Origin of the sequence: Pseudomonas fluorescens (assembly GCF_012974785.1) — a bacterium.
Classification (GTDB): domain Bacteria; phylum Pseudomonadota; class Gammaproteobacteria; order Pseudomonadales; family Pseudomonadaceae; genus Aquipseudomonas; species Aquipseudomonas fluorescens_BT.
The window spans coordinates 1,988,149-2,008,040 of sequence record NZ_CP027561.1; the positions used below are offsets into that span (position 1 = coordinate 1,988,149).

General features: G+C 61.3%; 16 protein-coding genes. 8 read left to right on the forward strand and 8 right to left on the reverse strand.

All coding sequences use genetic code 11. The features are described from left to right. Positions 1 to 130: 130 nt before the first annotated feature. The 8 genes from ppsA (at position 131) to C6Y56_RS09040 (ending at position 8,309) form a co-directional block, all read left to right on the forward strand. Positions 131 to 2,506 (forward strand): phosphoenolpyruvate synthase, encoded by a 2,376-nt coding sequence (gene ppsA, locus C6Y56_RS09005; protein ID WP_102686938.1) that lies wholly within the window; start codon positions 131 to 133, stop codon positions 2,504 to 2,506. A gap of 98 nt (positions 2,507 to 2,604) precedes the next feature. After that, positions 2,605 to 3,594, forward strand: a complete 990-nt coding sequence (locus tag C6Y56_RS09010) for an alpha/beta fold hydrolase (RefSeq protein WP_169429558.1) — start codon at positions 2,605 to 2,607, stop codon at positions 3,592 to 3,594. A 226-nt stretch (positions 3,595 to 3,820) separates the two neighbouring features. After that, positions 3,821 to 4,312, forward strand: a complete 492-nt coding sequence (rraA, locus tag C6Y56_RS09015; RefSeq protein ID WP_065259739.1) for a ribonuclease E activity regulator RraA — start codon at positions 3,821 to 3,823, stop codon at positions 4,310 to 4,312. Between the two features lie 24 nt (positions 4,313 to 4,336). Then, positions 4,337 to 5,332, forward strand: coding sequence for a zinc transporter ZntB (locus C6Y56_RS09020; protein WP_169429559.1), 996 nt, complete (start codon positions 4,337 to 4,339; stop codon positions 5,330 to 5,332). Between the two features lie 63 nt (positions 5,333 to 5,395). Next, positions 5,396 to 5,644, forward strand: a complete 249-nt coding sequence (locus C6Y56_RS09025) for a CrfX protein (protein WP_085700244.1) — start codon at positions 5,396 to 5,398, stop codon at positions 5,642 to 5,644. Positions 5,645 to 5,646: 2 nt separating this feature from the next. After that, positions 5,647 to 6,471, forward strand: a complete 825-nt coding sequence (locus tag C6Y56_RS09030) for a mechanosensitive ion channel family protein (protein WP_065259736.1) — start codon at positions 5,647 to 5,649, stop codon at positions 6,469 to 6,471. 90 nt (positions 6,472 to 6,561) lie between these two features. Then, positions 6,562 to 7,152, forward strand: a complete 591-nt coding sequence (sigX, locus tag C6Y56_RS09035) for an RNA polymerase sigma factor SigX (protein ID WP_011333251.1) — start codon at positions 6,562 to 6,564, stop codon at positions 7,150 to 7,152. A 107-nt stretch (positions 7,153 to 7,259) separates the two neighbouring features. Further along, on the forward strand, positions 7,260 to 8,309 hold the full coding sequence (locus C6Y56_RS09040; RefSeq protein ID WP_169429560.1) for an OmpA family protein: 1,050 nt from the start codon (positions 7,260 to 7,262) through the stop codon (positions 8,307 to 8,309). A 74-nt stretch (positions 8,310 to 8,383) separates the two neighbouring features. Here the strand turns inward: C6Y56_RS09040 and cobA are convergent, their stop codons facing one another. From cobA to C6Y56_RS09080, 8 genes are all read right to left on the reverse strand, one after another. Further along, the gene (cobA, locus tag C6Y56_RS09045) at positions 8,384 to 9,136 is read right to left on the reverse strand and encodes a uroporphyrinogen-III C-methyltransferase (protein WP_169429561.1); all 753 of its coding nucleotides are present in this window, start codon (positions 9,134 to 9,136) and stop codon (positions 8,384 to 8,386) included. Between the two features lie 13 nt (positions 9,137 to 9,149). Then, positions 9,150 to 11,864, reverse strand: a complete 2,715-nt coding sequence (locus tag C6Y56_RS09050; RefSeq protein ID WP_169429562.1) for a nitrate reductase — start codon at positions 11,862 to 11,864, stop codon at positions 9,150 to 9,152. Continuing rightward, positions 11,864 to 12,181 (reverse strand): nitrite reductase small subunit NirD, encoded by a 318-nt coding sequence (nirD, locus tag C6Y56_RS09055; protein ID WP_007951992.1) that lies wholly within the window; start codon positions 12,179 to 12,181, stop codon positions 11,864 to 11,866. The genes C6Y56_RS09050 and nirD overlap by 1 nt, the downstream gene beginning before the upstream one ends. Beyond that, complete coding sequence (nirB, locus tag C6Y56_RS09060; RefSeq protein ID WP_169429563.1) at positions 12,178 to 14,646, reverse strand: nitrite reductase large subunit NirB; 2,469 nt, start codon at positions 14,644 to 14,646, stop codon at positions 12,178 to 12,180. The genes nirD and nirB overlap by 4 nt, the downstream gene beginning before the upstream one ends. 308 nt (positions 14,647 to 14,954) lie before the next feature. Further along, the gene (locus C6Y56_RS09065) at positions 14,955 to 16,625 is read right to left on the reverse strand and encodes a bifunctional protein-serine/threonine kinase/phosphatase (protein ID WP_169429564.1); all 1,671 of its coding nucleotides are present in this window, start codon (positions 16,623 to 16,625) and stop codon (positions 14,955 to 14,957) included. 7 nt (positions 16,626 to 16,632) lie between these two features. Beyond that, positions 16,633 to 17,844 carry a nitrate/nitrite transporter gene (locus C6Y56_RS09070; RefSeq protein WP_169429565.1) on the reverse strand — a complete coding sequence of 404 codons (1,212 nt, stop codon included), beginning with the start codon at positions 17,842 to 17,844 and terminating at the stop codon, positions 16,633 to 16,635. A gap of 220 nt (positions 17,845 to 18,064) precedes the next feature. After that, entirely contained in the window at positions 18,065 to 18,640 is a 576-nt protein-coding gene (locus C6Y56_RS09075; protein ID WP_007916390.1) for an ANTAR domain-containing response regulator, read from the reverse strand. Positions 18,641 to 18,655: 15 nt separating this feature from the next. Further along, complete coding sequence (locus C6Y56_RS09080; RefSeq protein ID WP_169429566.1) at positions 18,656 to 19,867, reverse strand: CmpA/NrtA family ABC transporter substrate-binding protein; 1,212 nt, start codon at positions 19,865 to 19,867, stop codon at positions 18,656 to 18,658. Positions 19,868 to 19,892: the final 25 nt, after the last annotated feature.

Genomic DNA, 19,892 nt, shown 5'->3' on the forward strand with positions numbered 1-19,892 from the left:
GGCGCGATTTGCCGGCCGCCATCGGCCCGCATTCTCACTTATTTTCCAGGTCCAGGCCATACAACCGGCCGATGCTCCCCCGAGCCGCCGGTTTCTGAGCTTTTCCAACACAGTTAGTGGAGAGATCACCTTGGTAGAGTACGTAGTTTCCCTCGATAAGCTCGGCAAACACGATGTTGAGCATGTGGGGGGCAAGAACGCATCCCTGGGCGAGATGATCAGCAACCTGGCCGGTGCCGGTGTGTCGGTCCCCGGCGGTTTCGCCACCACGGCGCAGGCCTATCGCGACTTTCTCGAGCTGAGCGGCCTCAACGACCAGATCCACAAGGCTCTCGACGCCCTGGACGTCGATGACGTCAACGCGCTGGCCAAGACCGGCGCCCAGATCCGCCAATGGATCATGGAAGCCGAATTCCCTGAAAAACTGAACACCGAGATCCGCACCGCGTTCGCCGCGCTGTCGGCCGGCAATCCCGATGTGGCGGTGGCCGTGCGTTCCTCCGCCACCGCCGAAGACCTGCCGGACGCCTCGTTCGCCGGTCAGCAGGAAACCTTCCTGAACATCCGTGGCGTGGAAAACGTCATCCGTGCGGCCAAGGAAGTGTTCGCTTCCCTGTTCAACGACCGCGCCATTTCCTACCGCGTGCACCAGGGCTTCGACCACAAACTGGTCGCCCTGTCGGCTGGCGTGCAGCGCATGGTGCGTTCGGAAACCGGCACTGCCGGCGTGATGTTCACCCTCGATACCGAATCCGGTTTCCGTGACGTGGTGTTCATCACCGGCGCCTACGGCCTGGGCGAAACCGTCGTACAAGGCGCGGTGAACCCGGATGAATTCTATGTCCACAAGGGCACGCTTGCGGCCGGTCGCCCGGCGATCCTGCGCCGCAACCTGGGCAGCAAGGCCATCAAGATGATCTACGGCGACGAGGCCAAGGCCGGTCGTTCGGTGAAAACCGTTGATGTCGACAAGGCCGAGCGCGCGCGTTTCTGCCTGACCGACGCCGAAGTCAGCGAGCTGGCCAAGCAGGCGATGATCATCGAGAAGCACTACGGCTGCCCGATGGACATCGAATGGGCCAAGGACGGTGACGACGGCAAGCTGTACATCGTGCAGGCCCGTCCGGAAACCGTGAAGAGCCGCACCCAGGCCAACGTCATGGAACGTTACCTGCTGAAAGAAACCGGCACCGTGCTGGTGGAAGGCCGTGCCATCGGTCAGCGCATCGGCGCCGGCAAGGTGCGGATCATCAAGGACGTCTCCGAAATGGACAAGGTCCAGCCGGGCGACGTGCTGGTCTCCGACATGACCGACCCGGACTGGGAACCGGTGATGAAGCGCGCCAGCGCCATCGTCACCAACCGTGGCGGCCGTACCTGCCACGCGGCGATCATCGCCCGTGAACTGGGTATTCCGGCTGTCGTCGGTTGCGGCAACGCCACCCAGCTGCTGAAGGATGGCCAGGGCGTGACCGTGTCCTGCGCCGAAGGCGACACCGGTTACATCTTCGAAGGCGAACTGGGCTTCGACATCAAGAAGAACTCCGTGGACGCCATGCCGGAGCTGCCGTTCAAGATCATGATGAACGTCGGCAACCCGGACCGCGCCTTCGACTTCGCGCAGCTGCCGAACGCCGGTGTGGGCCTGGCCCGTCTGGAATTCATCATCAACCGCATGATCGGCGTCCACCCGAAAGCGCTGTTGAACTACGACGGCCTGCCTCAGGACATCAAGGAAAGCGTCGACAAGCGCATCGCCGGTTACGATGATCCGGTCGGTTTCTATGTCGAGAAACTGGTTGAAGGCATCAGTACCCTGGCCGCTGCGTTCGCGCCGAAGAAGGTCATTGTGCGTCTGTCGGACTTCAAGTCCAACGAATACGCCAACCTGATCGGCGGCAAGCTGTACGAGCCGGAAGAAGAAAACCCGATGCTGGGCTTCCGTGGCGCTTCGCGTTACATCAGCGAATCGTTCCGTGACTGTTTCGAACTCGAGTGCCGTGCGCTGAAACGCGTGCGCAACGAGATGGGCCTGACCAACGTCGAAATCATGGTGCCGTTCGTCCGTACGCTGGGCGAAGCCAGCCAGGTGGTCGATCTGCTGGCCGAAAACGGCCTGAAGCGCGGCGACAACGGCCTGCGCGTGATCATGATGTGCGAACTGCCATCCAACGCGATCCTGGCTGAAGAGTTCCTCGAATTCTTCGACGGTTTCTCGATCGGTTCCAACGACCTGACCCAGCTGACACTGGGCCTGGACCGTGACTCCGGGATCATCGCGCACCTGTTCGACGAGCGTAATCCGGCAGTCAAGAAGCTGCTGGCCAACGCGATTGCCGCGTGCAACAAGGCCGGCAAGTACATCGGCATCTGTGGTCAGGGCCCTTCGGACCACCCGGACCTCGCCAAGTGGCTGATGGAGCAGGGCATCGAAAGCGTATCGTTGAACCCGGACACCGTGCTGGAAACCTGGTTCTTCCTTGCCGAAGGCCAGGCGGCGGAATAAACCGTGAATGAAGCCCCGGCCCGTTGACCCGGGCCGGGGCTTTAAGATTGAAGTAGGGCGAGCTCTCCGGATGCCGCCCTTTTTTGTGCAAGAGCATTATGCAAAGCAGCAGCAACCTATTTCCTGTCGCCCTGATCAGCGCTGAACGACGCGGTGATCTGAGCGAAGACATCTACCGTTTGAAGCCGGGCAACAGCCCTGACTGGTCCGTGGAAATCGCGGTGACCCGTCTCGGCATGGCCGATGAACCGGCGACACGCGGCGTGCCGGTGATCTTGCTGCACGGCAGCTTCTCCAACCGGCGCTTCTGGTTCTCCCCGAAAGGTCTGGGGCTGGGCGCTTATCTGACGCGTCTGGGGTTCGATGTATGGATCCCGGAAATGCGCGGCCACGGCATGTCCCAGCGCAACGAGGACTATCGCCGCAACCGCGTCGCCGATTACGCCCGTTACGATTTGCCGGCCATCGCCGCGTTCGTGCGTGAACAGAGCGGGCAGATCCCGCACTGGATCGGTCATTCGCTGGGCGGCATTACGCTCGCGGCCGCCCTGGGCGGCGAATACCTCGGCGAACCGGCCGTAGCGTCGGCAGCGTTTTTCGGCACGCAGGTCAGTCGTACCTACTGGCCGCTGAAAATTCCGCCGGTGGAATGGAGCGGGCGTTTCATTCTCAAGCGTTTTGCCCAGTTGTCCGGCTCGCGTCTCAAGCGTGGCCCGGAAGACGAGCCGATCGGCCTCGCGCTGGAAAGCATGCGCTGGTATGGCCTGTTCGGGCGTTTCGGGGACAAGGACAAGGATTGGTGGGCGGGGCTCGCCGATGTCCAGGTGCCGGTGTTGGCCGTGACGGCGGTCGGGGATCATCAGGATCCGGCCTGGGCCTGCCGCAAGTTGTTCGATCAGGTCGGCTCCGAGCACAAGCAATTTATCAATCTGGGTCGTGAACAGGGCTTCAGCGAAAATTTCGGTCATGTCGAAATGCTGGTGAGCAAGGCTGCCCAGGCCGAAGTCTGGCCACTGGTGGCGCGCTGGCTGGCTGACCAGCACACGCCATTACTTGGCGAAAAGATGGATCTGGCGGCGGCAGGATGAGCGGAGGGCTCTGAAAAGGGCATTTCGTTCGGGTCGGCTTGCGGCTAAGATATGACGCATTGGACGGTTCCGGTCACATTTGGTGGCTGTTTCGCTATTACGTTTCAGCCTGTGTTCAGGTTCACTCAGCGACCATTGCATGGACTAAGGTAAACAGCGACCGTCGGATCTCGTTTCAAAAGAGTGCGACATCCTTGATCGTCTTCCTTGTTACAGGAGTTATTCGATGAACCATTACCTCACGCCTGACCTGTGCGACGCCTATCCGGAGCTGGTGCAGGTGCTGGAACCGATGTTCAGCAATTTCGGTGGCCGTGATTCCTTCGGCGGCGAAATCGTGACCATCAAGTGCTTCGAAGACAACTCGCTGGTCAAGGAACAGGTTGAACTCAAGGGCAACGGCAAGGTGCTGGTGGTCGATGGCGGCGGTTCCCTGCGGCGTGCGCTGCTGGGCGACATGCTCGCCGAGAAAGCCTCGAAAAACGGTTGGGAAGGGCTGGTCATCTACGGCTGCATCCGTGATGTGGACGTCATCGCCCAGACCGATCTCGGCGTGCAGGCACTGGCCAGCCACCCGATGAAGACCGACAAGCGGGGTATCGGCGACCTCAACGTGCCGGTGACTTTTGCGGGCGTTACGTTTCATCCGGGCCAATACATCTATGCGGACAACAACGGCGTGATTATCTCGCCGAGCCCGCTGAAGATGCCTGAATAAATCGCGGCAAGCACTGGGGTGAGGATGTTCGAGGAAGAAAACGCGCAATGGGGGCTGGTGCATGCCCTGGTGCTGGATGGTAAAGGCGGTGCGCGTTCGATAGCCCGGACTGAACTCGACGATTTGCAGCTGCAGGCCCATGAAAGCCTGTGGCTGCACTGGGATCGCAGTCACCCGCAGACCCAGACCTGGCTGCGCAAGTCCAGCGGACTGAACGAATTCACCTGCGATCTGCTGCTGGAAGAGAACACCCGTCCACGGCTGTTGCCGCTGCCCGATTCCGAGTTGCTGCTGTTTTTGCGCGGGGTCAACCTCAATCCTGGGGCCGAGCCGGAAGACATGGTCTCGGTACGGATTTTCGCTTCGGCCCAGCGTGTGATTTCCCTGCGTTTGCGCCCATTGCGCGCCACGGATGAACTGCTGGCGATGCTGGGGGAGGGCAAGGGCCCGAAAACGTCGTCCGAACTCATTCTTTATCTTGCGCAATATCTCACCAACAAGGTGCAGGATCTGGTCACTTGCCTCTCGGAAGTGGTCGATGAAGAGGAAGAAAAGCTGGACGCCGACGAACGGTATACCCCCGAGCACGGAGCGGTTTTGCACATCCGTCGTCGAGCCGCCGGACTGAAGCGTTTTCTCGCACCGCAGCGCGATATTTTCGGACAGCTGACGCGAATAAAACTGCCATGGTTCGTCGATGACGACGCGGACTATTGGAATGAATTGAACAACAGCCTGACCCGCTACCTCGAAGAGCTCGAATTGACCCGAGAGCGCGTGGGGCTTGTGCTGGACACCGAAGACCGGCGTTTGAGCGTGCGCATGAATCGCACCATGTACCGCTTCGGGATCATCACCGGGATCTTCTTGCCGATGAGTTTTCTCACCGGCCTGCTGGGGATCAATGTCGGCGGAATTCCACTTTCCGGAAGCCCTTACGGCTTCCTGGTGGCATGCCTGCTGATGGTCCTGGTGGCGCTCGGACAATGGTGGTTGTTCCGCCGATTGCGCTGGGTTTGACGATGGGTCATGTGACCCGACCAAATTTGCCCGCGTCTTTCACAGACATCACGAGAGGTGCGTATGCACGATCCGTTTGAACAGTCTTTGCGCGACATGCTCAACGCCTCGCCGTCCGGCCGCGACGACGATGCCTGCCTGGGCCGCGTACTCAAAACCGCCAACCGCCAGGTCGGCGCCGGTGATCTGTTCAGCCTGCTGGGCCGCTGGCTGCCTGCGCTGATGATCGCCCTGAACAACGGCTCGGCTCATGTCGCGCCGGTTTCCCGTCTCCGTAAACCTACCGCTCGCACTGCTGATAAGGCTGATTGAATATGGAACTTGATCTCTGGACTCAGAGCCTCGTCACGGCAATGACAGCGTTGTGGACCAAAGTCGCTAATTTCATCCCGAACCTGTTCGGCGCACTGGTGGTGCTGCTGTTGGGCTTCGTGGTGGCCAAGTTGCTGGACACATTGCTGTCCAAGCTGCTCGCCAAACTCGGCCTCGACCGCTTGATGGGCGGCACCGGCCTGACCAAACTGATGTCCCGTGCGGGACTGCAAGTGCCGATCTCGACCCTGATCGGAAAAATCGTCTATTGGTTTGTTCTGCTGATTTTCCTGGTTTCTGCGGCAGAATCCCTTGGACTTGAGCGAGTTTCAGCTACGCTGGACATGTTGGCGCTGTATGTGCCAAAAGTTTTCGGCGCTGCGCTGGTGCTGCTGGTGGGTGTATTGCTGGCGCAACTGGCCAACGGACTGGTGCGCGGTGCGGCAGAAGGCGTAGGACTGGACTACGCTTCAGGACTTGGGCGAATTGCCCAGGGCCTGGTGATCATCATCAGTATCTCGGTCGCGATCAGTCAGCTTGAGGTCAAGACCGACCTGCTGAACCATGTGATCGTCATCGTATTGATTACCGTTGGTCTGGCGGTTGCGCTGGCCATGGGCCTGGGAAGCCGGGAAATTGCCGGTCAGATTCTTGCGGGAATCTATGTGCGTGAGTTGTATCAGGTTGGGCAACAAGTGCGTGTTGGCGAGGTCGAAGGCCAGATCGAAGAGATCGGCACGGTTAAAACCACATTGCTGACCGATGAGGGTGAGCTAGTCTCTCTCTCCAATCGGATCCTGCTGGAACAGCATGTGAGTAGCCGCTAACCCGGCAAACCCTGCTAATGTATGCCGCCGCAAAATGCCAGCTGATGCTGGCAGCGGTGGACATTGACCTGACTGTCGGCACGACTTGTTTTGAATAAAGCCCAAACGCTATCCACGCGCTACGACCCCCGCGAGCTCTCTGACGAGGAGTTGGTCGCGCGCTCGCATACCGAGCTGTTTCACGTGACGCGCGCCTATGAAGAACTGATGCGGCGTTACCAGCGGACATTATTTAACGTCTGTGCACGATATCTTGGGAACGATCGCGACGCAGACGATGTCTGTCAGGAAGTGATGTTGAAGGTGCTGTATGGCCTGAAGAACTTCGAGGGCAAATCGAAGTTCAAGACGTGGCTGTATAGCATCACCTACAACGAATGCATCACACAGTATCGGAAGGAACGGCGAAAGCGTCGCTTGATGGACGCACTGAGTCTTGACCCCCTCGAGGAAGCGTCCGAAGAAAAGGCGCCGAAACCCGAGGAGAAGGGCGGACTCGATCGCTGGCTGGTGTATGTGAACCCGATTGACCGTGAAATTCTGGTGCTACGTTTTGTCGCAGAGCTGGAATTTCAGGAGATCGCAGACATCATGCACATGGGTTTGAGTGCGACAAAAATGCGGTACAAACGTGCTCTAGATAAATTGCGTGAGAAATTTGCAGGCATTGCTGAAACTTAGTTCAGCGCAAATATCTCTTACGTGTAGGCAAGTTCTGATAGACTTGCCGCCGAGTTGTCCCCCGGTTTGCGGGACTGCTTCACAATCACCAGATGGGGATTTAACGGATGAAACTGAAAAACACCTTGGGCTTGGCCATTGGTTCTTTGATTGCCGCTACTTCGTTCGGCGCACTGGCACAAGGCCAAGGCGCAGTTGAAGGCGAACTGTTCTACAAGAAGCAGTACAACGACAGCGTTAACCATGTCGAAGACGGCTTCAACCCAGGCGCCTCTATCGGTTACTTCTTGACCGACGACGTATCGTTGAACTTGACCTACGACAAGAACAACCACACCCGTTCGAACGACGGCACCGGCAGCCAGAAACTGCACGGCGACAACTTCGGTCTGAACGCTCAGTACCACTTCAACAACGCTGGCGACGCTCTGCGTCCTTACGTTTCCGGTGGTGTTAAGCACGGCAGCCTGACCAACGTAGCTGCTGACGGCCACACCGGTCGCGATCAGTCGACCTACCTGACTGCTGGCGCTGGCGTCAAGTACTACTTCGCTGAAAACTTCTACGCCCGTGCTGGTGTAGACGCTGACTACAAGCTGGACAACGGTCGCTGGAACTACGCTCCAGTAATCGGTCTGGGCGTGAACTTCGGTGGCGGCAACAAGCCTGCCGCTGCTCCAGTTCCAGCACCAGCTGAAGTCTGCTCCGACAGCGACAACGATGGCGTTTGCGACAACGTTGACAAGTGCCCGAACACCCCAGCCAACGTAACTGTTGACGCTGATGGCTGCCCGGCAGTTGCTGAAGTTGTTCGTGTAGAGCTGGACGTGAAGTTCGACTTCGACAAGTCGGTCGTCAAGCCAAACAGCTACGCTGACATCAAGAACCTGGCTGACTTCATGAAGCAGTACCCATCGACTCACACCACTGTTGAAGGTCACACTGACTCCGTCGGTCCTGACGCTTACAACCAGAAACTGTCCGAGCGTCGTGCAAACGCCGTTAAGCAAGTTCTGGTTAACCAGTACGGTGTTGAATCGTCCCGCGTTCAGTCGATTGGCTACGGCGAAACCCGTCCAGTTGCTGACAACAAAACCGAAGCTGGCCGCGCCGTTAACCGTCGCGTAGAAGCTCAGGTTGAAGCTCAAGCTAAGTAATTAGCTCGCTGCTTTGAGGAAAGCCCGGCTCAGGCCGGGCTTTTCTTTGTCTGCGATTTGGTAAAACCAGAGGGTCAGGCTGACTGATTGGCGGGCCAGGCGAGCAAACCGGATCGGTCCGCAGAAGCCGCCACCGCACCAATCACCAGAATGGCCGGGCTCTTGAGCTGGAACCTGCAGGCTGCTTCCTCCATCCCCGTCAGATCGCTCCGGCATTCACGTTGTTGTGGCAGGGATGCGTTCTCGATCATCGCCACCGGCGTCTCCATCGCCATTCCGCCTGCCAGCAACTGCTCACGAATTTCGCTGAGCTTGGCCACCCCCATGTAGATCACCAGCGTCGTGCCGCTCTGCGCCAGGGCCTGCCAGTTCACCTGACTGTCATCCTGAGTGTGCGCGGTGACCAGCGTCACCCCCCGCGCTACGCCGCGTAACGTCAGCGGAATGTCACACTGCGTCGCCCCGGCCAGCCCGGCGGTGATGCCATTGACCAGCTCCACTTCAACCCCGCGCTCACGCAGCCACTGCGCTTCCTCGCCGCCACGGCCGAAGATGCAGGGATCGCCGCCCTTGAGGCGCACCACGCATTTGCCCTGGCGCGCATAACGCAGCATCAGCCGATGAATGAACGCCTGTGGCGTCGAGCGACAGCCGCCGCGTTTGCCGACCGGAATGATCCGTGCGGCGGGGCAGTGTTCCAGCACTGCGTCGTTGACCAGATCGTCGATCAGCACCACATCCGCTTCGCGCAAGGCACGTACGGCTTTGAGCGTCAGCAATTCAGGATCGCCAGGACCTGCGCCCACCAGCCAGACTTTTGCGTTCATGGTGTTTTCCTCTTCAGATGACGGCGACCGGCCGCGTTTCGGCGGCCAGCAAACGCTTGATTTCCGGGACGCAGGAACCACATTGCGTGCCGCAGCCCAGTGTGTTTTTCAAACCCTGCAGATCCAGACCTTCTCGAATGCCGGCGCAGACCGCGCTGTGGCTGACGTTTTTGCAATTGCACAGGGTCTTGTCGGCAACGCTCTGCACACCGGCATTGCCCGGCGGCGCACTCATTGGCGCCAGCAGCCAGCGCCGCAGTTGTTCGTCTGCGCGGCCCTCCAGCCACAGGCCTTGCAACCAGTGTCGGGCAAGGGTTTCGCCGGCGAGGCGGATCGCGGTGATTCGCCCGTTTTCGATGCGTACCCGTTTGCCGATCGCCCGGCGCGGATCGTCATAGGCCAGTACCGGGCCGTCGATCAGAGCCAGGCACTGGTCGATTTCGCGCAGCAATTGCGGATCGGGTGCGGCGGCGCTGGCAGTGCGTATCAGCAGCGCCGGCCGCTCGCGACCGACCAGACTGAGGCTGACGTAGGAAAACGCCTCACACAGCGGGCGAAGTGCCTCAAAATGCCGCTGAACATCACCCTCGATCAGTGCGAAAAGTTGCCAGGGCAGATTCACCGGTTCCAGGCGTACTCCGCTGTGCTTGAGTTCAGGTTGTTTCGACAGGGGATCGAAGGCGGGCAGCGTCAGGCAGTTCACGCCGCCCTTGAGAAAACGATCACCCCAATGCATCGGCAGAAATGCCTGACCAGGACGCACGCTGTCATCGCTGCCGACCGCCACGACCACTGCGCCACGACGACTTTTCAGGCTCACCAGATCCCCCGGTTGCAAACGGTGCCGGCGCAACTCGTCCGGGTGCAGGCTCAGCACGGCTTCGCTGACATGCCCGAACAACTGCGCCGCCGTGCCGGTGCGGCTCATACCGTGCCATTGATCACGCAGGCGGCCGGTGATCAGGGTCAGGGGAAAACGTGCGTCGCGTTGTTCCTTGGCGGCGCGATAGGGATCGGCAACGAACTGCGCCCGCCCGTTCGCTGTAGGAAAGATCCCGTCGTCATACAGCCGGGCTGTACCTTGGCGGGCGCCAGCGGGGAAGGGCCATTGCTGTGGCCCCAGCTCATCAATCAACCCATGGCTGATCCCCGATAGATCCAGATCGCGCCCCCGGGTCAGTTGTTTGTACTCGTCAAACAACTGCGCCGGTTGCTCGAAAGCAAACAGACCCGGCTGTTGCGGGCGCAGACGTTTCTCCAGGCGCTGTGCGAAATCTACGGTGATCGCCCAGTCCGGACGCGCTTCCCCCGGTGCGGCAATCGCCTGGCGGACGTGGGAAATCCGCCGCTCGGAGTTGGTCACAGAGCCTTCTTTCTCGCCCCAACTGGCCGCCGGTAACAGTAGATCGGCAAACGCCGCGGTTTCGGTGGTGCGAAACGCCTCCTGCAACACCACGAACGGACAGGCTTCCAGCGCCGCGCGGACGGCGTTCTGGTCCGGCATCGATTGCGCGGGGTTGGTGCAGGCAATCCACAGCGCCTTGATCTGGCCACTGCGCACCTGTTCGAACAGTTCGATGGCGCTGAGGCCGGTGTTTTCCGGCAGCTTATCCACACCCCAATACGCCGCGACTTCTGCGCGGTGCTCTGGATTGGCTACTTCACGATGGCCGGGCAACAGGTTGGAAAGGCTGCCGGTTTCCCGCCCGCCCATGGCATTCGGTTGACCGGTCAGGGAGAAAGGTCCTGCACCTGGCCGACCGATTTGCCCGGTGGCCAGGTGCAGATTGATCAGCGCGCTGTTCTTCGCACTGCCGGCGGTGGACTGGTTCAGGCCCATGCACCACAACGACAGAAAACTCGGCGCGGTGCCGATCCATTCGGCGCATTGCTGCAACTGCTCGACACTGATCCCGCACAGCTGCGAAACCATGGCCGGGGTGTAATCGCGCACCAGGCTTTTCAGCTCGGCGAGCCCGTCGGTGTGCGCCTTGATGAAGTCGCGGTCGATCCAGTCTTCCCACAACAGCAGATGCAAAATCCCATGGAACAACGCGACATCGGTGCCCGGCAGAATCGCCAGATGCAGGTCGGCGAGGTCGCAAGTGTCGGTGCGCCGAGGGTCGATGACGATGACTTTCATCTGCGGACGGCGGGATTTGGCCTCTTCGAGGCGGCGAAACAGTACCGGATGGGCGTAGGCCATGTTACTGCCGACGATCATCACGCAATCGCTCAGCTCCAGGTCTTCATAGCTGCACGGTGGTGCGTCGGCACCAAGGCTGCGCTTGTAGCCAACCACCGCCGAAGACATGCACAACCGCGAATTGCTATCGATGTTATTGGTGCCGACCAGCGCCCGCGCCAGTTTGTTGAACGCGTAGTAATCCTCGGTCAGCAACTGCCCGGAGATGTAAAACGCCACGCTGTCCGGGCCGTGTTTAGCGATGGTGTCGGCGAACACATTGGCGGCGTGATCCTGCGCGGTGTCCCAGTCGCAACGACTGCGCGCCAAGCCTTTGCCCAGGCGCAATTCCGGGTACAACGCCCGGGCCGCGAGGTCACCGGTCAGGTGCAGGGTTGAGCCTTTGCTACACAGTTTGCCGAAGTTGGCCGGATGCGCCGGATCGCCGCTGACGCCGAGAATGCGCTCGCCGTCATGCTCGATCAGCACGCCGCAGCCGACCCCGCAATAGCAGCAGGTCGAGGCGGTCGTCTGGCGGTTCATCAGACGGCGTCCCGCAGGGCCAGTTGCACACGGCCGTTTTCCACACGGGCCGGGTGATGGTGCGCGCAGCCGACGTCCGGCGCCTGGGCTTCGCCGGATTGCAGGTCGATCTGCCAGTTGTGCAGCGGGCAGGCCACGCGTTTGCCGTAGATCAGGCCTTGGGACAGCGGACCGCCCTTGTGCGGGCAGCGGTCATCGAGTGCGAAAACTTCGTCGTCGCTTGTGCGAAAGATCGCAATGTCACCTTTGGGGCCGGCGATGATCCGCGAACCGAGGGCGTTGATTTCTTCCAAGGCACAGATATCGAGCCAGTTCATGCCGGCACCTCCAGATTTTTCACGGGGATCACGTCGAATTCTTTCTTCAGTTGCGGCTGGGCAAGGCGCTCTTTCCACGGGTCCTGTTCGAACGACAGGGAGAATTGCAGGCGCTCGTTCAGGGCCTTGCGGCGTTCGGGATCTTCCAGCACGGCTTTCTTGATGTGCTCCATGCCGACCCGCTGCAGGTAGTGCACGGTGCGTTCGAGGTAGAAGGCTTCCTCGCGGTACAGCTGCAGGAACGCGCCGTTGTATTCGCGCACTTCTTCGGCGGTCTTGAGCTTGACGAAGAATTCGGCGACTTCGGTCTTGATCCCGCCGTTGCCACCGATGTACATCTCCCAGCCGGAATCGACGCCGATGATGCCTACGTCCTTGATCCCCGCTTCCGAGCAGTTGCGTGGGCATCCGGAGACCGCCAACTTCACTTTGTGCGGCGACCACATGTTGAACAGGTCATGTTCAAGATCGATGCCCAACTGGGTCGAATTCTGCGTGCCGAAGCGGCAGAACTCGCTGCCGACGCAGGTTTTCACGGTGCGGATCGATTTGCCGTAGGCGTGGCCGGACGGCATGTCGAGGTCCTTCCAGACCCCCGGCAGGTCCTGCTTCTTGATTCCCAACAGGTCGATGCGCTGGCCGCCGGTGACCTTGACCATCGGCACCTGATATTTGTCCGCCACGTCGGCGATCCGCCGCAGTTCCGACGGGTTGGTCACGCCGCCCCACATCCGTGGCACCACTGAATAGGTGCCGTCCTTCTGAATGTTGGCGTGGGCCCGTTCGTTGATCAGACGTGACTGTGGATCGTCCTTGGCTTCGCCGGGCCAGGTGGAAATCAGGTAATAGTTGAGCGCCGGGCGGCAAGTGGCGCAACCGTTCGGGGTGCGCCAGTTGAGGTAGCTCATGGTGCCGGCGATGGTCAGCAAATGCTGTTCGCGAATGGCCTGGCGGATCTGGCCGTGGTTGAGGTCGCTGCATCCGCAGATGGCTTTTTCGCTTTTCGGTTTGACGTCCGCCGCGCCGCCGACGGTGTTGATCAGGATCTGCTCGACCAGCCCGGCGCAGGAGCCGCAGGAGCTGGCGGCCTTGGTGTGTTTCTTCACTTCGTCGACGCTGAACAGGCCGTGTTCCTGAATCGCCTTGACGATGGTGCCCTTGCACACGCCGTTGCAGCCGCAGACTTCGGCGTTGTCGGCCATGCTCATGGCTTTGTCCTGGCCCTGATGTCCTACATCGCCTAAAGCATGCTCCATAGAAGAAGAGCCGCCGAACATCAGGTGATCGCGGATCTGCCGAATGTCGTGATTCTCACGAATCTGCCGGAAATACCAACCACCATCCGCCGTATCGCCGTACAGACAGGCGCCGACCAGCACGTCATCCTTGATCACCAGTTTTTTGTACACCCCGCCGATCGGATCGGAGAGGGTGATGGTCTCGGTGCCTTCGCCGCCCATGAAGTCGCCGGCGGAAAACAGGTCGATGCCGGTGACCTTCAATTTGGTCGAGGTCACCGAGCCCTGATAGCGGGCGAAACCCAGTTGCGCCAAGTGGTTGGCGCAGACCTTGGCCTGTTCGAACAGCGGCGCGACCAGGCCGTAGGCGATGCCGCGATGGCTGGCGCATTCGCCGATGGCATAGATGCGCGGGTCGTAGGTTTGCAGGGTGTCGTTGACCAGAATCCCGCGATTGCACGGGATGCCGGCCTTTTCCGCGAGTTCGGTATTGGGGCGAATGCCAGCGGCCATGACCACCAGATCGGCAGGAATAATGTCGCCGTTCTTGAATTGCACCGAGCCGACGCGACCGTTGCCGGCGTCGTGCAGGGCCTGGGTCTGTTCGCACAGGCGAAAGTGCAGGCCGCGGGATTCGAGGGCGGTTTGCAGGAGCTGGCCGCTGGTCTTGTCCAGTTGCCGCTCCAGCAGCCATTCACCCAGGTGCACCACGGTGACGTGCATGCCGCGCAGCATGAGGCCGTTGGCCGCTTCGAGGCCCAGCAGGCCACCGCCGATCACCACGGCGTGCTTGTGGGTCTTGGCGGTGTCGATCATCGCCTGGGTGTCGGCGATGTCGCGGTAGCCGATCACGCCCTGCAAGGTGTTGCCGGGGATCGGCAGAATGAACGGGGTCGAGCCGGTGGCGATCAGCAAGCGATCGTATTCAGCCTCGGTGCCGTCTTCGGCGATCACACGGCGTTTGACCCGGTCGATCTCCACCACTTTGCGGTTGAGCAGCAGTTTGATGCCGTTTTCCAGGTACCAGTCGAGGTCGTTGAGCACGATCTCTTCGAAGGTCTGTTCGCCGGCCAGCACCGGCGACAGCAGGATGCGGTTGTAGTTGGTGTGCGGTTCGGCGCCGAAGACCGTGATGTCGTACAGCTCGTTGCTCAGTTTCAGCAGTTCTTCCAGGGTGCGGACCCCGGCCATGCCGTTGCCGATCATCACCAGTTTGAGTTTTTTCATCAGGTTCTCCGGGAGCATCGGGCTTGCCTCTTGTGGGCAGTCAGGCCTTGCTCGACAAAATGGCGCAAACAAAAAAGGCGTCCCGCCAGTTACCTAGCGAGGACGCCTTTGTCCTTGTCCCGTTCTCTCGGGAAGCCTGGCCTTCGTCGTTGAAGGTCGGGCTTTATGTCAGTTGGAAACGTTAATGCAGTGGTTGTGCCAATTCGCGCTCAGACACGAATTCATTGGGGTGGGGCTGGAATTGGCCAGATGTTCATTGTGGTTTTTGCACTGAATGGAAGCAGTCTGCTCGCTAATGGAGCGTCGGATCAGCCATGAAACAACAGAAACAGCAGCACCAGATTGCCCAGTAGCGCCAGCAGCGCCAGTGTCCGCCAGACCTTCAGCGGCTCCCGCTCGAGCAAGGGACGAGGACGTACATTCAGGCTGCGGCGTTCACCCTGTTCCAGCGTGAGCAGCCATTCTTCAGCGGTTTCATAGCGTTGCAGCGGGTCAGTCGAGACACCACGTTCCAGACACTGCGCCAGCCATTCCGGCAGATCCGGCCGATAACGAGCCGCACTCACCGGCAGCCCGAAACGCGGACGCTGGAAGGCTTCGACTTCTCCGTAGGGAAAATGCCCGGTGAGCAGGAAATACAAGGTTACGCCCACCGCATACAGATCCTGACGAGCCTGGGGCGCATCCCCTCGAAAGGACTCCGGTGCGATATAGCTCGGGGTTCCCGGCAGCGTCGACGGCGTGTCCTGCGAAAGACCGGGGCAATACGCCAGACCGAAATCCAGCAAACGCAACTCGCCGTCGTCCCCCAGCAGCAGGTTCTCCGGTTTGATGTCGCGGTGCAGAATCTGCCGCCGATGCAGAAGGCCGACGGCCCGCAACAGGCGTTCGGCCACGTCCTGCCACTGAGCCAGGGGTAGTGGGCCGGCTCGCTCGAACAACTGCGCGAGGGTGATCCCCGAATATTCACGCATCACGTAGTACAAATGCTGACGCTGACTGGCGCTATGGACTTCAGGGAAATGTCGCCCGGCCACGCGTTTGAGAAACCATTCCTCCGCCAACAGTGCCTGACCTGCGTGGGTATCGTCCGCCAGCCGTGGGGGCAAGGTCTTCAACAGCCACGCCTGTCCTTGGCCATCGAGGACGCGATACAGCAACGATTGCTGGCTTTGGCCGACGATGCCTTGCACCTGCCAGCCCTCGAAGGTCTGACCCGGTTTGAGCGTCGGGGGCAGCGGCCATTGCTGCAACTGAATCAGCGCATCGCCGATGCTCGCTTCCCCCACGGCATCCACCCGCACCAGCAAGGCACTGGCGTTGTCCTGGGCGCCGGCCAGATGCGCGGCGTTGACCAGCGTTTGTGCCGCACTGTGCAGATCCGGTTGATCACGCAGGATCCCGGCGATGGCCGTGTCGCCGAGCGCGGCCCAGACACCGTCGCTGAGCAGCACGAAGCTTTCGCCTTCACGCAGTTCGCCGTCGAGAAAGTCCAGCACCAGATGCTGATCCAGCCCCAGTGCGCGCTTGAGCACGTGCTGCATGCCCGGTTGTTCCCAGACGTGATCCTCGGTGATGCGCTGGAGGGTGTCGGCATGCCAGCGATAGACCCGGCAATCCCCCACATGCGCCAGCGTGAAGCGCCTGCCGCGCAGGACCAGCGCGCTGACGGTGGTGAGCAACGGCTGGCCACCGCCATTGGCTTGCAACCAGCGATTTTGCGCGAGCAACAGGCGATCCAGCGCCTGGGCCACGCTCCAGGTCTGCGGGGTGGCGTAGTAGTCCAGCGCCAACGCCTGCAAGGTCGAGCGCGCAGCCAGACCGCCATCGGCGCACTGGCTGACGCCGTCGGCGATGGCGAACAGGAAACCCTTGCTGGCGGCCAGCGCCGGGGCCGGAGTGACCAGGCGCAAGGCGTCCTGATTCTCCGCGCGGGGGCCGGTGGCGCTGGCTTCAGCGAAGCTCAGTCGCAGTGCCATGCGGGCCTCAGACCCGGGCGGCGGTCACGGCCGCCGAACCCCAGGTGGTTCTCCAGCGACGTTTGACCCCATGCAGGCCGAACCACGCCAAAACGCCAAGGCTGGCGAACAACCACAGCGCCAGTTGATAGCTGCCGGTGCTCTGTTTGATCGCGCCCATGCCCGCCGCCAAAGCAAAACCGCCGATGCCGCCGGCCATGCCGATCAGCCCGGTCATCACGCCGATCTCCCGGCGAAAGCGCTGTGGCACCAGTTGGAACACCGCGCCGTTACCCGCGCCAAGACCGAGCATGGTGCAGACGAAAAGCGCCAGCGCCGCGTAGGAACTGGGCAGGTTGAATCCGACCGCTGCAATGCAGACCGCCGCCACCGTGTACATCGCCAGCAAGGTGCGAATCCCGCCGAAACGGTCAGCCAGCGCGCCGCCCAGCGGTCGCATCAGGCTGCCACCGAACACGCAGGCGGCGGTGTAGTAACCGGCGGTGACCGGGCTCAGGCCGTATTGATCGTTGAAGTAACCGGGCAGGGCGCTGGCCAGGCCGATGAAACCGCCGAAGGTGACGCTGTAGAAAAACATGAACCACCAACTGTCGCGGTCGCCCAGAGCTTTGAAGTAGTCAGCCATGGATTTGGCCTTTGGCCGCTCCGGCGCGTTTTTCGCCAGCCAGGCAAACAGTACCAGGGTCAGGATCAGCGGAATCAGGGCGAAACCGAACACGTTGCTCCAGCCGAACGCCGCTGCCAGTACCGGGGCGATCAGCGCCGCGAATACGGTGCCGGAGTTGCCGGCGCCGGCGATGCCCATCGCCTTGCCCTGATGCTCCGGCGGATACCACTGCGAGGCCAGCGGCAGCGCCACGGCGAATGAAGCGCCGGCCATGCCGAGGAACAGGCCAAGCAACAAGGCTTGTTCGTAACTGTGGATGCCGAGTTTCCAGGCGCCGAACAGCGCGCAGATCACGATCACCTGGCCGATCAGCCCGGCGGTTTTCGGCGACAGGCGATCGGCAAGCATGCCCATCGCAAAGCGCAGCGCGGCGCCGGCCAGAATCGGCGTGGCCACCACGAGGCCGCGTTGTTGGGTGGTCAGGTGCAGGTCAGCGGCGATTTGTACCGCCAGAGGGCCGAGCAGGTACCAGACCATGAAACTCAGATCGAAATACAGGAAGGCCGCGAACAGGGTCGGGGTGTGGCCGGATTTCCAGAAGCTTTTATTCATCGCGCACCTCAGCGGTAGAGAATCTCGGGAAGGAATCAGAACCAGCACAGTGGGGCGCCGCCACGGCCGCACCACCGGCCCCGGTCAATGGGGCCAAAACGCAAAAACGCCGCTACCCGGATCGCCGAAAGGGGCGAAGAAGGTGAGCGACGTCTTTGTCGTGGGTGGGGCAACCGCCGTTGGTTACCTGTAGCGATTGCTTAGCGAGATCTGTGCCAGCTCAGCCAAGCAATTCGCTCATCGCGATGATCTGTTCGGCGACCTGGATCAGTTTCTGCTGGCGGCTCATGGCCTGGCGGCGCATCAGGGTGTAGGCCTCTTCTTCGTTGCAATCCTTCATTTTCATCAGCAACCCCTTGGCCAGTTCGATGCGCTTGCGTTCGGCCAGTTGCTGGTCGCGGGCCTGAAGCTGGGCGCGCAAGGCCTGATCGCTCTCGAAACGGGCCATGGCCACGTCGAGAATCGGCTGCAGGCGTTGTGCGTGAATGCCCTCGACGATGTAGGCACTGACCCCGGACTTGATCGCCTGACGCATCACGCCGGGGTCGTGCTCGTCGGTGAACATCACGATCGGCCGGGGCTGGTCGCGGCTGACCAGCACCACTTGTTCCATCACATCGCGGCTCGGTGACTCGGTATCGATCAGGATCACGTCCGGACGCACCGTTTCGACGCGCGCCGGCAGGTCGATGGTCAGGCCCGACTCGTCGATCACCTCGAAACCGGCCTCGGTCAGCGCGGCTTTCAGGCGCCCGACTTTTTTCGCGGTGTCGTTGATCAGCAGAATGCGCAGCATGTTCGCGGTCTCCTGTCAGCGCTGGGCGAGAAGGGGCGCGCTGTCGCTCAGCGCGTGGAGCTTGAAGCTCCGGGCATAGGCGGCCGGATCGCTGCCGTCCCAGATCTTGCCGTCGATCAACTGGCTGCTGCGCATGTCTTTGCCCCAGGCCGCGACGCCCACGGCAGTCGCCGCGTCGCGATAGATCTCCAGTTGTTGCACCTGCCGGGCGACGGCGAGGTAATCCGGGTCATCGCGCAGCAAACCCCAGCGGCGGAACTGGGTCATGAACCACATGCCGTCCGACAGGTAAGGCAGGTTTACCGCGCCATCGCCATGAAAGCGCAGGGCGTGCGGGTCCTGCCAGCGATTGCCCAGGCCGTCGTCGTAGTCGCCGAGAAAGCGCGGTTCGATGCAGGACACCGGGGCGTCGAGGTATTCCGCTGCGCTCAGCAACTGGGCGGTGCTGCGGCGGTTTTCCGGGCTCTCTTCGATGAAACGGCTGGCTTCGAGGATCGCCATCACCAGCGCGCGGGCGGTGTTGGGGTATTGCTCGACGAAGGCGCGGGTGCAGCCGAGAACTTTTTCCGGGTGATCGGGCCAGATGGTCTGGCTGGTGGCCAGTGTGAAGCCAAGATTCTGTTGCACGGCGCTGGCGGCCCACGGCTCGCCGACGCAGAAACCGTCGATGCGACCGGCCTGCAGGTGCGCAACCATTTGTGGCGGCGGCACGACCACGCTGTCGACATCCTGCAACGGATGAATGCCCTGGCTCGCCAGCCAGTAATACAGCCACATGGCATGGGTGCCGGTCGGAAAGGTCTGGGCGAAGGTCAGTTTTGCGCGGGTTTGGTGCACATGGTGGTGCAGCGCTTCAGGACCGGTCACGCCCAGGCCCTGCAAACCGTGGGACAGGTTGAGACTCTGACCGTTCTGGTTCAGGCCCATCAGCACCGCCATGTCGGTCGGCGCGACGCCGCCGATGCCCAGGTGCACCGCGTAGATCAGGCCGTAGAGGCTGTGGGCGGCATCGAGTTCGCCGCTGACCAGATTGTCCCGCAGGTTGGCCCAGGAACTCTGGCGCTTGAGGTTCAGGGTCAGGCCGTAAGGCTGGGCAAAGCCCTGGGTGGCGGCGACCACCAGCGAGGCGCAGTCGCTCAGGGCCATGAAGCCCAGGTTGATCGCGCTTTTTTCCGGGGCATCGCTGCCGTTGACCCAGGCCAGCGGCCCGGCGGAGGTTTGAGTCATGAAAGCCACCCTCAAAAAAAACGCC

Excerpts from the sequence above, each read along its gene's own strand:
- C6Y56_RS09010 (WP_169429558.1), top strand. The coding sequence starts at position 2,605 with ATGCAAAGCAGCAGCAACCTATTTCCTGTCGCCCTGATCAGCGCTGAA.
- rraA (WP_065259739.1), top strand. The coding sequence starts at position 3,821 with ATGAACCATTACCTCACGCCTGACCTGTGCGACGCCTATCCGGAGCTG.
- C6Y56_RS09020 (WP_169429559.1), top strand. The coding sequence starts at position 4,337 with ATGTTCGAGGAAGAAAACGCGCAATGGGGGCTGGTGCATGCCCTGGTG.
- C6Y56_RS09025 (WP_085700244.1), top strand. The coding sequence starts at position 5,396 with ATGCACGATCCGTTTGAACAGTCTTTGCGCGACATGCTCAACGCCTCG.
- C6Y56_RS09030 (WP_065259736.1), top strand. The coding sequence starts at position 5,647 with ATGGAACTTGATCTCTGGACTCAGAGCCTCGTCACGGCAATGACAGCG.
- C6Y56_RS09040 (WP_169429560.1), top strand. The coding sequence starts at position 7,260 with ATGAAACTGAAAAACACCTTGGGCTTGGCCATTGGTTCTTTGATTGCC.
- cobA (WP_169429561.1), bottom strand. The coding sequence starts at position 9,136 with ATGAACGCAAAAGTCTGGCTGGTGGGCGCAGGTCCTGGCGATCCTGAA.
- C6Y56_RS09050 (WP_169429562.1), bottom strand. The coding sequence starts at position 11,864 with ATGAACCGCCAGACGACCGCCTCGACCTGCTGCTATTGCGGGGTCGGC.
- nirD (WP_007951992.1), bottom strand. The coding sequence starts at position 12,181 with ATGAACTGGCTCGATATCTGTGCCTTGGAAGAAATCAACGCCCTCGGT.
- nirB (WP_169429563.1), bottom strand. The coding sequence starts at position 14,646 with ATGAAAAAACTCAAACTGGTGATGATCGGCAACGGCATGGCCGGGGTC.
- C6Y56_RS09065 (WP_169429564.1), bottom strand. The coding sequence starts at position 16,625 with ATGGCACTGCGACTGAGCTTCGCTGAAGCCAGCGCCACCGGCCCCCGC.
- C6Y56_RS09070 (WP_169429565.1), bottom strand. The coding sequence starts at position 17,844 with ATGAATAAAAGCTTCTGGAAATCCGGCCACACCCCGACCCTGTTCGCG.
- C6Y56_RS09075 (WP_007916390.1), bottom strand. The coding sequence starts at position 18,640 with ATGCTGCGCATTCTGCTGATCAACGACACCGCGAAAAAAGTCGGGCGC.
- C6Y56_RS09080 (WP_169429566.1), bottom strand. The coding sequence starts at position 19,867 with ATGACTCAAACCTCCGCCGGGCCGCTGGCCTGGGTCAACGGCAGCGAT.